The sequence below is a fragment of the Rhabdothermincola sp. genome (genome assembly GCF_036846205.1).
Classification (GTDB): Bacteria; Actinomycetota; Acidimicrobiia; order Acidimicrobiales; family Acidimicrobilacustridaceae; genus Rhabdothermincola.
This window is the reverse complement of sequence record NZ_DAIUCK010000001.1, coordinates 23,435-36,109: the sequence shown is the minus strand read 5'-3', so window position 1 is coordinate 36,109 and position 12,675 is coordinate 23,435. Positions and strand designations below refer to the sequence as shown.

The following is a 12,675-nucleotide window of genomic DNA, read 5'->3' as shown; positions in this document are numbered from 1 at the left end:
CGCGGACACTAGGTGATGGTGGGGGTGTTCTGTGGATTCCGCACCGGGTAGGTGCCTCGCCGAGGCGAGAGAGTCGGGTTCCGTGGGGTCCCGGCCCTCGAGGCACCTGGGTGCTCCTCGCGCTCATCGCGGTGCTCGGGCGACCAGGAACACCACCAAGGGGCGGTACGGCGACATGACTTCTGTCGCGGCGGCGGTGGCCTTCCACACCAGACGATGTCTGGAGGAGCGTGGGAGCCCGGCGACGAAGGCTGCGAGATGTGCCTGGCCGAGGCGGTAGGCGACCAATTGCTCCGGCTCTTGACCGATGTCGACCTCGGTCTCCTCAACCCGAAGCACGTCGAGGCCGGCATCCCGCGCGGCCTGCACCATGCGACCGGCGGAGCCGAGCAGGGGAGCTGCGGATTCCTTGAGAGCCACGTACCAGCGGGGAGGCTCCCATCCCGCCGCCATCGCGACGGCGTCGATGGCATCCCTCGCTTCGTGGCGCGATCGCGAGGAGAACACATCGGCCAGCACCGCACCGCCCGGCCCAACGGCCCGTCGCAGCTCGACGAGGCCCGCGTGTGAGTTGTCGAGGTGGTTGAGCACAAAGGCCGCGAACACCGCGTCGAGGGCCTGTGAGCGGATGGGCAGCGCTCGCATGTCGGCAACGGCCGTGGGCGGCCGCCGGCTCAGCGCGATGCGGAGCATGTCTTCGCTGAAGTCGGTCGCGATCACCCTCGCTCCCGAGGAGCACGTCGGTGCACGCGCCGGTATCGGTGCCCACATCGGCGACCAGGCGGTCGACGAGCAGGTCGGGGCATCGGGCCACGAGGGACTCGGCGAGTGGGTGATAGACGAGCGAGGCGCCTTCCGACCCTGCCCGGGCCGCGACGCTCCCGTGGTGATCGGGGCGGAGACCCGACCCGGTCACCGCAGCCACCGGGCACCCCGGCGGGCGGCCGCCTCCCACCAACGCAGCTCGGCTTCCTCTCCGACGGCCTTCTCCCATGCGAACGTCGCCATGATGGCCAGGAGGCTCAGCTCGAGCTGCGCGTCGAACCATCCCGCCGTCTCGATGCCCTGCCGCTCGAGCGCGTCCTGGAAGACGCTGATCGCGTCTTCCTTGGGTTGAGGAAGACGCGCCCGGTTGAGCGCCAGGTACCAGGCGAGGTCGTAGCAGGCCGGGCCCGAGCCCGGGTAGGCCCAGTCCAGCAGGATCGTCCGGCCGTCAGGATGCGTACCGAGGTTGCCCATCTTCCAGTCCCCGTGCAGGAAGGTCGAGGGCGTCTGCCGCAAGGCCGCGGCGAGTGGCCCGGTATCGTCGTGGATCGCTCGCACCAGCTCGTGGAGCTCCGGCGCCCGTCGAGGGAGCTGCTCCCATCCCTGCGCAGCGATCCGCAACGGGACCGGGACCTCGGGTCGTGCCAGTTCAGGGGCGATGTTGTCCGGTGCGAAGAACCGGAATCGGTGCTCCAGCGGTGTCAGCCCGATGTGGTCCTGCCAGCCCCAGAAGGTCGCCGAGAGCTCGGCGAGGTGATCGAGGAACCCGAGGTGCTGGGCGAGCGCCACTGGACCGTCGCCCTCCGGTACCAGCCACGGACCGACGTCGTGCATGAGGACCGTGAGCTCGCACGCCTCGCCTTCGCTGTCGATCGCCATGCCCACCACGGTGTGGTCGATGCACGCGGGGGCCGCGGCCATGATCCCGTGCCGCCAGACGAGCAACGGGCGGTGGTCGCGATCACCGGTGACCCGCATGATCCAGTCGCGCTCATAGGAGAGCGACTTCACGAAGTAGGGCTGGCCGCCGATCACCACCCGCTCGAAGCGCGACCCGGATTTGCCGTCGCTCGGATCGAGAGGGGTGCGCTGCGTCGCGCCGGCGAGCAGCTCCTCGGCGGACGATGCCAACCACGGCGTGCGCTGCGTACCCATGCGCCGCATGCCCCCTTCGCTCGCGGCCAGTATGCCGCGGCGATCGTCGCCCTTGCCGGCTGCAACCGGTGTGCAGCCGGCAAGGATGACGGGTGGCTGTGCGGGCGGGCCGTTCCGAGCGCTACGGGAGGCGGCCCTCCGCCGGCCTGGTCAGCGGCGGCGGGCTGCGGCCTTCTTGGCGGGAGCCTTCTTGGCGGGAGCCCGCTTCGCCGCCGCCCGCTTCGCCGGTGCCTTCTTGGTCGCCTTCTTCGCCACCTTGCCGGTGTTGACGGCGTCCTTGAAGGCCTTCAGAGGCGTGATCCGCGCTTTGCGGGAGGCCTTGATGCGGATCGTCTCGCCGGTCGCGGGGTTGCGACCCATGCGGGCGGGACGGTCGACCCGAGCGAACTTCGCGAAGCCCGGGATGGAGACCGGCTCGCCGGTCGCGACCGTCTCGGTGACCACATCGACGAAGGAAGCGAGGAACGCCTCTGCGGTCTTGCGGTCGGTGTCGTTGCGCTCGGCGAGTGCGAGCACGAGTTCCCTGCGATTCATTGGACCTCCGTCGTGCTGTGTTGCAGGCGGGCGCCAGCCTTGCACCCCGGCGGGCGCGGATGTGGGATCTTCCCGCCGTCCGCCCATTCTTTCCTGTCCATCGCACATCGTCGAACACGGGTGTGCCCGATCGTGGGGTCATCGCGGTGCCGGTGCAGTCCTTGCGACCCCGCTCCGGTTCCTGGTCGACTTGCCGCTGCACGCCGGGGACGCGACATCACCAGAGGAGACCTGATGCTCTCAGCCGCTGACGACTACCCGATCCACCAGATCGCCGAGCCGGTCCGCTACGTGGGCACCAGCGATCGCAACTTCTACGACCGCTACTACTTCAACCTCCACGCTTCGAGCGCAGAGCTGTTCATGGTGATGGGGATGGGTCAGTACCCCAACCTCGCGGTGCAGGATGCGTTCTGCCTGCTCCGACGGGGCACCGAGCACCGGGTCGTGCGGGCATCGAAGGAGCTCGGCGATCGCATGGACACCACGGTCGGGCCCTTCAGGATCGAGGTGCTCGAACCGCTGCACCGGCTGCGCTTCGTGCTCGAACCGAACGAGTGGGGGATCGCCGCCGATCTCGTCTGGGAGGGCGCCATTCCCGCCTTCGAGGAGCCGCGCCATCACATCAGGCTCCACGGTCGCGTCCTGTTCGACACCATGCGCCTGGCGCAGACGGGATGCTGGAGCGGCATCCTCCACGTCGATGGGGAGGACATCCCCGTGACCCCTGACCGGTGGAAGGGCACCAGGGATCGTTCATGGGGAGTACGCCCGGTCGGTGAGCCCGAGCCGGCGGGCATCCGCGCGGACCAGCCGCTGTTCTTCAACCTCTGGAACTACGCGCCCATGCAGTTCGACGACTACTCGATCCTCTACATCGTGCAGGAGTGGGCCAACGGCCAGCGCGTCATGGACGAGGCGGTTCGAGTGTGGGCCGATCCGACTCGGGAGCCGGAGTGGCTGGGGCGGCCGGAGCACGAGCTGTCGATCAGGCCCGGCACCAGGGAGGTCGACTCTGCGGTCATCTCCTTCCCTCAGGCACCAGGGGGAGCATTCGATGTCCACGTCACCCACCTGCTCGAGGCGCACATCGGCATCGGGACCGGGTATGGCTTCGACGCCGACTGGCGTCATGGCATGTGGCAGGGGCCTCTCGTCGTGCAGGGGGTCTCGCTCGACGTGGAGGCCGACCGCGAGCGCTTCTTCGGGATCGTGGACTGCGTGGCCCGCTTCGAGTCGTCGACCGGCGAGGTTGGGTACGGGTTGCATGAATACCTCTTTCTGGGACCCCACGAGAAGTACGGCTTCACGAGCTTCATGGACGTGCCCTGAACCTGCTCGTCTCCTCCGGCCCGCCGAGCCCCGCCCCGGTGCTTGGCGCCCGATGATGGTTGCGTCATGATGGTTGGCGAGGTTATAACCGTCGTTCAACCAGCGGCTCCGGCGACAGCCAGGGCCAGCTGGCAGCGTGCCGTGCGGCCTGTGGGCGGTGCGCGGTGGTCACCAGGGGGAACGAGGCTGCACGCGCCTCGACGGAGGAGACGGGATCAGACATGGGGGAGGTGCAGTCCGCAACCACGGCCGGAGGATCCGACGAACCGGCGATGATCCTCGAGGAGATGGCGGTCGAGGTACTGACCACCGGCGCTCCCCGGTTGCTCGCACCACAGCTCGACGAGTTGCTGGATCTCGATCTCCAGGAACGTCCCTTCGCCGGCCTGCTCGTCGCCGCCGCCTGCCACGACGTCTACCGGGGCCACCCCCGGGTCATCGAGCTCGTGGAGGCAGCCTGGGAGCAGCTGCTCGAGTACCAAGACAAGCAGGGTCTGGGCGTGGCGGCCAACGTGCGAGCCAACCTGGCCTTCGCCCGTGGTGAGCTGGACGAGGCACTGGCCTGGTGGAGGCGGTGCCTGGATCTGCTCGACGGCGGCGTGCCGCTGGGTGCGACGGTGCTCGCACACCTCTCCATCGAGGCATACCGCAGAGGTGACCTCCACGGAGCGATCGCCCGGGCTGAGGAAGCCTGGTCGAAGCTGATGGCTGTAGGCGATCGGCCGGCACAGCTCGTGCCGCTCGTCTATCTCGTGCTGTACGACCTCAACCTCGGCGATTTCGCCCGAGCCGAGGCGGAGCTCGACCGAGCCGACGGCATCTGGCAGGAGATCGCGACCGGAGGAGTCCGCAACGACGGTCCACTGCTCAGTGCGCTGCGAGGGGTGCTCGAGGCACTCCGAGGTCACCGACGGGAGTCGGACGCCGCGTTCGCGCAGGCGCTCGCAACGGCTGACGAGCTGTCGGCCCCCTGGTACGCGGTGATGGCCCGGTGCATGCGCGGCGAGTTCACCGCCGCATGGGACCCCGAGCGCGCGCTCGCCGACAGTTACCGGGCCCGTGAGGAGGCCATGGCGATCGGTGACCGCTGGTGGACCAGCCTCAGTGTGCTGGCCGAGGCATCCGCACTGCGTGAGCTCGCACGCTTCGAAGACGCGATCGAACGGTTCGGTCGTGCGGCCGAGGACCTCTCGAATCCCCTCGAACGGGCGCGCGCCCTGGTCGGGATGGGGGAGACCCATCTGCGGTCGGGCGACCGTCCTGCCGCGCGGGTGGCGTTCGAGGAGGCGTTGGGCCTCGTCGAGCCCGCGGAGGCCCGCTACTGGATCGCGAGGATCTGCACGGGTCTGGCCGCAGCGGAGCGAGATCGCGGACAATGGTGGATCGCCCGGGCTCGGTCCTGCAGCGACGGTGACCCCGCCTACGACTTTTTCCGCTCGAGCGACAGCCTGCACATCACGCTCATCGGTCGACCCTCGGTCCAGCTCGGCGGTCAGCGGGTGGTCTTCCTGACCAGGCACGCGGAGGTCTCGGTCTATGTGCTCGCCCTGGCGAGGGAGCGGGGGGTGGAGGCGAGGGTGCTGGCCCAGGCGCTCTGGCCCGTAGCCGCACCCGCGCGGCGCAATCACCGACTTCGTACGCTGCTCTGGCAGGTCCGCAACGGGCTGGGCTCGCAGGCCTGGCGCGTGGCACGGCGAGAGGAACGCCTGGTACTCGACCTGTCAGGGGTGGAGATCATCGGTGATGCCACGACGTTCGATGACCGCTCGCCGGGGGTCGGCCCCCTCCTGCGCGACGTGCTCACCGAGCTGGACCTCACGGGCAGCTAGCGGCCTCTGCCTGCCTGCGCAAGACTCCTCGAACATGGGTCGATGGAGCCGGGACGAGATCGAGCAGGCGTTCGAGGAGTACCAGCGGGCAGCCCTCGTTGCCGGCACCACCGGTGACTGGAACGGTTGGGCAGACCTGTTCACGGAGGACGCCACCTACGTCGAGCACCACTACGGCACGATGGGTGGGAGGGAGGCGATCCGGCGATGGATCACCGAAACCATGTCGTCGTTCCCCGGCCGGGAGATGCCTCACTTCCCGGTCGAGTGGCACGTGGTCGACGAGGAGCGGGGTTGGGTGGTGTGCCAGGTGTGGAACCGCATGGCCGATCCGGGTGATGGATCCTTGCACCAGGCGTACAACTTCACCTTGCTGAAGTACGCGGGGCGCGGCAAGTGGTCCTACGAGGAGGACATCTACAACCCGGCGCACTTCGCGACGATGGTCCAGGGTTGGATGGAGGCCAGGGAGCGGCTCGGCCGGCAGACGACCGATGGGTGAGGGCTACCGAGACCGCCGCTGGCTGGTGGCCGTGGTGTCCGCGCTGATTCTCGGCGGCTGCACCAGCGGGTCGGGTGGCGCGGGATCGATAGGTTCCGATGTCGCCGATTCGAGCCCGCTGCGGATCGAGGCCCTCTCGACCAGGCCCGAGTACGTGACCGGCGGTGACGTCCTGGTCGCCGTCCGGGCGGGCGATCAGGATCTCGGCGACATCGTCGTCGAAGTGGATGGCCGTGACGTGACCGCCGCTTTCGCCTCCGACGGTGACCAGCTCGTCGGGCTGGTCACCGGCCTACCCGAAGGTGACAGCACGATCCGTGCCGCTCGCGGGCGGGATCTCGCCGAACTGGTGGTGACCAACCACCCCACCACCGGACCATTGTTCTCGGGGCCGTTGCTCGAGCCCTTCGTCTGCACCACCGAGCAGAACGGGCTCGGGCCGGCCACCGATGCCGCCTGCTCGGCGCCTGCTCAGGTGGCTCAGGAGGAGATCGATGGAGTGGCCACCATCGTCGAGCGGGGCGTCCTCGGGCGCTCCGCCTACACGATCGCGATCCCCCGCGAGAGCTGGAACCGCAGGCTGGTCTACCGCTTCGGCGGGGGCTGTGGGAGCACCTACAGCCAGGGTCGCTCGCTGGTCGAAGCGACGGACCCGAGCCTGCTGTCGAGGGGCTATGCGGTGGTGACGTCGAGCCTCAACACCTTCCAGAACCTCTGCAACTCGGTGGTGTCCGCAGAGGTGGCGCTGATGGTGAAAGAGCATTTCATCGAGCGTTACGGGTTGCCGCGATTCACGATCGGCGAGGGAGGGTCCGGGGGCGCGATCCAGCAACTCCAGATCGCGCAGAACTATCCCGGCATTCTCGATGCGCTCGCGCCCACTGTCCCGTTCCCGGATGCGGCGAGCATCGCGCCGGGGGTCACGGATTGCGGGCTGCTTGATCACTACTACCGCACCGCCGAAGGTGCCCGCCTCAGCGATACACAGCGCGCCGCCATCAACGGGCATCGAACGACCGGCACCTGCGATCTGTGGGTGAACGCGTTCCTCCAGCTCCTCGACCCCACCCGTGGCTGCTCGGCCGAGCTGGACCCGAGCAGGATTTACGACCCCGAACGCAATCCCGGCGGGGTCCGCTGCACCTTCCAGGACAGCAATGTCAACATCTACGGCCGCGATCCCGTCACCGGTTTCGCCCGTCGACCGCTGGACAACACCGGTGTCCAGTACGGCCTCGAAGCCCTGCGGGGCGGCGTGATCACGGTTGATCAGTTCCTTGATTTGAACGAGCACATCGGGGGCTACGACATCGACGGTCGGATCGTGCCCCGGCGGATGGCGGCGACCGAAGAAGACATGCGGGTTGCCTACGCGACCGGTCAGGTGTTGAGCGGCCAGGGCCTGTGGGACGTTCCGATCATCCTCACCAACGTCTACACCGACGACCAGGGCGACATCCACGACCGGCAACGGCTCTTCGCCATCCGGGAGCGGCTCCGTGGTCCCGACGGTGCGTTGGACCCCAACCTGGTGCTCTGGACCGTGCCCGGCACGGGCGCGTTGGCTCAGACGCTGATCGGGGCCGTCAAGCAGGGAGCCGACGCGGTAGGCGTACTGGATGAGTGGTTGACGAGGGCGGGCGCCGACACCTCGGAACGATCGTGGTCCGAGAAGCTGGCCGCCAACCGCCCCGCCGCTGCGGTGGACAGCTGCGTCCTACCGGACGGCGAGCGACTCAGCGGTGCGGGCGTGAACGACGAGGACAACCCCTGCACCCGTGCCTACCCGGTCAAGGGTGATCCACGGCGTGCTGCGGGCGCGCCGCTGGTCAACGACATCGGGAAATGCCGCCTGGTGCCGGTTGATCCAGGCTTGTACGGGGTCGAGCTCAGCAACCTCCAGCGCCGGAGGCTGGAGGCCATCTTTCCCGATGGGGTGTGCGACTGGAGTCACCCCGGAGTGGGCCAGGTGGCGATCGACGGCACGTGGTTGCGGTTCGGTTGACGTGAAGGTCATGTGCGTCGCCGCGGCGCGCCCGAACTTCATGAAGGTCAAGCCGGTGCTCGACGCGCTCGAGGCTCGCGGCATCGGTGTGCACCTGGTGCACACCGGGCAGCACTACGACCCTTTGCTGAGCGACGTCTTCTTCGACGAACTGGGTCTGCGGGCGCCGGATCTGCACCTCGGTGTGGGCTCGGGCACCCATGCGCAGCAGACCGCGGGGGTCATGCTGGCCCTCGAGCCGGTGGTGGCCGAGCTGGCGCCGGAGATGATGATCGTGGTCGGCGACGTGAACTCCACCATGGCCGCCGCGCTCGTCTCGGCCAAGGCGAGGGTGCGCCTGGCACATGTCGAAGCCGGCCTGCGCAGTGGCGACCGATCGATGCCCGAGGAGATCAACCGGATCGTCACCGACCGGTTGAGTGACGTCCTGTTCGCTCCGTCCCCCGACGCGGTCGACAACCTCCGCGCCGAGGGACACACGCCTTCGCAGATCCACCTGGTCGGCAACGTGATGATCGACACCCTGCTCGGAAATCTCGATCGCGCGCGCCACCGGCCGGTGCTCGACCGGCTCGGCCTGGACCGCGGGGGCTACGCGCTGGTCACGCTGCACCGCCCGGCGAACGTCGACGACCCGGGCGTGTTGCGCGGGCTCCTCGCCGCGCTGGCGAGCGTGTCGAGGCAGCTGCCCGTCGTGTTCCCGGTCCATCCCCGGGCCCGAGCGGTGGTCGACGAGATCGGGGTGGCACCCGGCATCCGGCTCCTCGACCCGCTCGGCTATCTGGATTTCGTGGCCCTGGAAGCGGCCGCCGCGGTGGTCCTCACGGACTCTGGCGGGGTGCAGGAGGAGACGACCGTGCTTGGCGTGCCATGCCTCACCCTGCGAGACAGCACTGAGCGGCCGATCACGGTCGAGGAGGGCACCAACCGGGTCATCGGGCGTGAACCGCAGGTGATCGTGGCCGAGGTGGAGCGGGTGTTGCAGCACGGGGTGCCGGCGCAGCGCCCAGCGCTGTGGGACGGGCACGCCGCCGAGCGCATCGCGGATGTCGTGCTCACCGAGCTGACCGGTGAACTCTGAGGCCTTGGCGCGGGCTGGAACTCAGGGCTTGTCGGCGCGCAGGTAGAGATCGCCGCGATCGAGCGCCACTTCGAGCGTCCAGCAGCTCGCCCCCCACCTGTCGAGCAGCGCCCGCAGCTGGGTCGGCGAGACGTTCTCGTACCACTCGCCTTCCCGCAGCGCCCAGCCGTCGATCGCGCTGTGAGGTGGGCGGGGGTCTGTCGCGCAGGTGACGATCAGCCTCCCACCGGGAACGAGCGCCTCCCACGCGTTGGAGAGGATGTCGCGCCAGCGGGCTGCGTGCTCGAGCACCTCGGTGGTCACGACCACGTCGAAGGATCCTGGAGCCCGCCAGTCCGCGGCGTCTGCCACCTCGTCGACCCCCGGTCCCGGGGCGAGGTCGACGCCGTGGTAGCTGCGGGCACCGGCGAAGAGGGGACGCACACTCCCGTTGATGTCGAGGCTGCCGAGCTCGAGGACTCGTGCCCCCGCGGTCCCCGTCGCGTGGCGGGCGACGAAGTCGTAGGCCTGGACGTGCACGTTCAACGTGCTCCAGTGCCGGCTGGCCGTACCAGATCGATCAGCTGCGGCGCGAGCCAGTCGGCGATGGAGCGCACCCCTTCGGCGGTGAGTCCCACACCGTCCGCGCGCATCCGGGGGTCGAACTCGCCACCGGGCCACGACCGTGCCTGTGCCGCGTAGTCGAGCACGGTCACGAAGTCGCGTTTGGCCGCCACCTCGCGGAGGAGGTCGTTGAGGCGGTCGATCCGCTCCGGCTCCGACGCCGGTCGCGCTCCTGGGGTGCCATCTGCCGCGCGGCCAGGATCGACGTGCGGGGTGAGGAGCCAGACGACACGGGCCCCGTTCACGTGTAGGCGATCTGACGCGGCGAGCAGCTCACCGAGCAGGTAGAGGTCGTAGGTGTCGTCGTTGACTGTCCGCCACACGCCGGGGTCGAGGCTGCGGTCGACCACGTCCCACAGTCCCGTGTGGGCCACGACGACGTCCGCAGGGGTGCCGGCGAGCACCAACGGGAAGCGTTCTTCCCAGTTGGTGCAGTCGGCCGGTAGCGCCTCCTCGGCGTTGGTCACCGGGTCCCGACGGGTTCCTTGCCGGCCGATGCCGCAGGTCGGGGCACCCGAATAGCGCACCCTGATACCGCCGTTTGCCTCCGCCCAGCCGCTCAAGCCCCCCGCGATCTGCTCGGCGGTGCCGTCGCCGACCACGACCACCGAGACGGGCGCGACCGGCGTGGGGGGCTGAGTGATGCTGGGAGGCTGCTGGGCGCCGCCCTCCTGGCGTGCTTCCCACCACCCTCGCCAGGCGTCGATGATCGCGCCGGCGATGAACGAGTCGGCCGCCTCGCGGGAGGTCTCCATCGTGAGGTGGATCCCGTCCGGCCGGAGTCGAGCGTCCTCGTCCGCGCTGAGCGACCGGAACCAGCCGGCGAGATCGACCACCTCGACCTTGCCGGGCCGCCGGTCCGGCAAACGCTCAATGATCGCATTCAACGCCGTCATACGTGCGGACGCGTCCCAACCGGGCTTGTCATCGATGGTCGCGGCTCGCCCGGGCAGTGGGCTGGTGAGCCAGACCACCAACGCTCCCTGCGCAGAGAGGACGTCAACGGCATGGACCATCTCCGAGAGCGCGAACTCGTCGAAGCGGGGATCGCCCGGGGATCGCCAGCCGTCGGCACCTGGCACCTTGCGGTCCGCGATATCCCAGGGCCCGATCTGCACGACGGCGACGTCGGGCCTTCCTCGGGTGATCTTCTCGCCCCAGAGGTGCTCCCAGTCGAGGCAGTTGGGTTTCGATCGGTCGACGACGCCTTCGATGCGCCGCTCGTCGGTGCGGATCACGCTGCAGCCGAGCCCGGCATAGCCCTCGACGTTGCTGCCGGCACCGGTTCCCTGGAGGTAGGCGCCGACCCCCCATCCGGTCGTGATGGCGGTCGAGTCACCGAAGAAGGCCACGCTGGGCGGTGGCGGCGTCGTCGTTCCCGGGTTTCCTTCGTCTCGGGCTGCGGCGGTGTCGTAGTCGAACGGGACGGTCCCGAAGTTGAGGGTCGACTTGGGAGCCGTCAAGCTCACGGCGAGGACCGCCACCACGATCGCGGGTACGACGTAGGGGACCAACCGGATCGGCCGTACGTCGAGCAGCCCCCGTCCTTCGCGGATCGGGGTCTCGAGGTAGCGGAACGACAGCTCGGCCATCACCAGGGTGATCGCCACGCTCAACGCGAACCGGGGCCACAGCCCGAGGGTCGTCTCCTGCCGGACCCAGAGGAAGACCGGCCAGTGGTAGAGGTACACGCCGTAGGAGATGCGACCGAGATGCCGGATCGGGGCGATCGCGAGCAGCTTCGGGACGGGGCCGGCTGGGAGGATCGCAGCCAGGACCACCAACGCCGAGATCGCCGCGTAGAGGGTGAAGCCGCCCTCGTACAGCCAGCTGCTGGTCTGGGGTGTACGGACCCACAGCACCGCCACGGCGATGAGTGCCAGGACCCCGAAGCCGGCCGCCGCCGAGCGCACGGCACCCGGCCGAGCCAGGCGGGCGGTGACCGGCGCGTGGAACAGCACCACAGCGAGCAGGCCACCGACCAGCAGCTCGCTGGCCCGGGTGTCCGTACCGAAGTAGATCCGGTCGACACTGAAGCCGCCGAAGCGGACGAGGCAGAACGACACCACGGCGAGCGCGCCGATGATCCCCGCCGTGAGCCCCCGGTAGTAGTGCCGGATTCGCATCAGCCAGTACCGACGTTTCGGATCTTCGGAGGTCTTGGCCATCGCTCCGAGCGTGAACAGCCCTCCCAACAGCACGGGCAGGACCAGGTAGAACTGTTCCTCGATCGCGATGCTCCAGAAGTGCAGCACGGGCGAGGGCGCGGCGAACAGGTCGGCATAGGAGCTGTCCGCGAGGATGAACCGCCAGTTCGCGACGTACGCCAAGGCCGACAACTCGTCGCCCGCGAGGTTGCGTCGCTGCGTGGGGTCCGCGGCGAAGACGCCGAAGAGGATGACGAACGCGAGGCAGGCCAGCGCAGCCGGCATCAACCGGCGGAAGCGGCGGGCCCAGAAGGCCCGGAGGTCGAGCGCGCCGCGGCCACCGCGCTCCGCCAGCAGCAGCGAGGTGATCAGGAACCCCGAGAGGGTGAAGAACGTCGACACCCCGAGGAAGCCGCCGACCATCCAGCTGAAGCCTCCGTGGAAGGCCAGCACGGCGGCGACGGCCAACCCTCGGAGCCCGTCCAGCGCGGGGAAGTAGGGAAGCTGCGCTCGCCTCCGTGCCGCGCCGAGGGCGGGCTCACGCCCCGGTCGTGGTCGTTCCGGGGGGGCCTCGACCTCAGCGAGCGCCACGGCTATCCCGGCTCATGGTGTGCAGATCCTCCGCAACGTGCAGTGCGAACTCCTGGTGTGGGGCAGCCCGTACGGGCAGCCCAGTCTGACATCTGGGAGAAGCACTCCGCCTTCACCGTCGGGTCCCCCCA

General features: G+C 69.1%; 10 protein-coding genes. 5 read left to right on the top strand and 5 right to left on the bottom strand.

Annotation, left to right across the window (positions count from 1 at the left end):
• Positions 1–123 precede the first annotated feature (123 nt).
• The 3 genes from V7004_RS00135 to V7004_RS00125 all read right to left on the bottom strand — a co-directional run bounded on the left by V7004_RS00135 (position 124) and on the right by V7004_RS00125 (position 2,454).
• The gene (locus tag V7004_RS00135; RefSeq protein WP_334140993.1) at positions 124–771 is read right to left on the bottom strand and encodes a class I SAM-dependent methyltransferase; all 648 of its coding nucleotides are present in this window, start codon (positions 769–771) and stop codon (positions 124–126) included.
• Between the two features lie 141 nt (positions 772–912).
• The gene (locus V7004_RS00130) at positions 913–1,920 is read right to left on the bottom strand and encodes a phosphotransferase family protein (protein ID WP_334140991.1); all 1,008 of its coding nucleotides are present in this window, start codon (positions 1,918–1,920) and stop codon (positions 913–915) included.
• Between the two features lie 150 nt (positions 1,921–2,070).
• Entirely contained in the window at positions 2,071–2,454 is a 384-nt protein-coding gene (locus tag V7004_RS00125; protein WP_334140989.1) for an HU family DNA-binding protein, read from the bottom strand.
• A gap of 234 nt (positions 2,455–2,688) precedes the next feature.
• Here V7004_RS00125 and V7004_RS00120 point away from each other — a divergent pair, with 234 nt between their 5' ends.
• The 5 genes from V7004_RS00120 to wecB all read left to right on the top strand — a co-directional run bounded on the left by V7004_RS00120 (position 2,689) and on the right by wecB (position 9,203).
• Entirely contained in the window at positions 2,689–3,786 is a 1,098-nt protein-coding gene (locus V7004_RS00120; RefSeq protein ID WP_334140988.1) for a hypothetical protein, read from the top strand.
• A 272-nt stretch (positions 3,787–4,058) separates the two neighbouring features.
• Entirely contained in the window at positions 4,059–5,615 is a 1,557-nt protein-coding gene (locus V7004_RS00115) for a hypothetical protein (RefSeq protein ID WP_334140987.1), read from the top strand.
• A gap of 34 nt (positions 5,616–5,649) precedes the next feature.
• Positions 5,650–6,117 carry a nuclear transport factor 2 family protein gene (locus tag V7004_RS00110; protein WP_334140985.1) on the top strand — a complete coding sequence of 156 codons (468 nt, stop codon included), beginning with the start codon at positions 5,650–5,652 and terminating at the stop codon, positions 6,115–6,117.
• Positions 6,110–8,122 carry a DUF6351 family protein gene (locus V7004_RS00105; protein ID WP_334140983.1) on the top strand — a complete coding sequence of 671 codons (2,013 nt, stop codon included), beginning with the start codon at positions 6,110–6,112 and terminating at the stop codon, positions 8,120–8,122. Before V7004_RS00110 ends, V7004_RS00105 begins: the two co-directional genes overlap by 8 nt.
• A 10-nt stretch (positions 8,123–8,132) precedes the next feature.
• On the top strand, positions 8,133–9,203 hold the full coding sequence (gene wecB, locus V7004_RS00100; RefSeq protein ID WP_334141062.1) for a non-hydrolyzing UDP-N-acetylglucosamine 2-epimerase: 1,071 nt from the start codon (positions 8,133–8,135) through the stop codon (positions 9,201–9,203).
• A 21-nt stretch (positions 9,204–9,224) separates the two neighbouring features.
• Here wecB and V7004_RS00095 read toward each other — a convergent pair whose 3' ends face one another.
• Positions 9,225–9,722: a class I SAM-dependent methyltransferase gene (locus V7004_RS00095; protein WP_334140982.1), complete on the bottom strand. Its 498-nt coding sequence runs from the start codon at positions 9,720–9,722 to the stop codon at positions 9,225–9,227.
• A gap of 2 nt (positions 9,723–9,724) precedes the next feature.
• Positions 9,725–12,544: an acyltransferase family protein gene (locus V7004_RS00090; RefSeq protein ID WP_334140981.1), complete on the bottom strand. Its 2,820-nt coding sequence runs from the start codon at positions 12,542–12,544 to the stop codon at positions 9,725–9,727.
• Between the last annotated feature and the right edge of the window lie 131 nt (positions 12,545–12,675).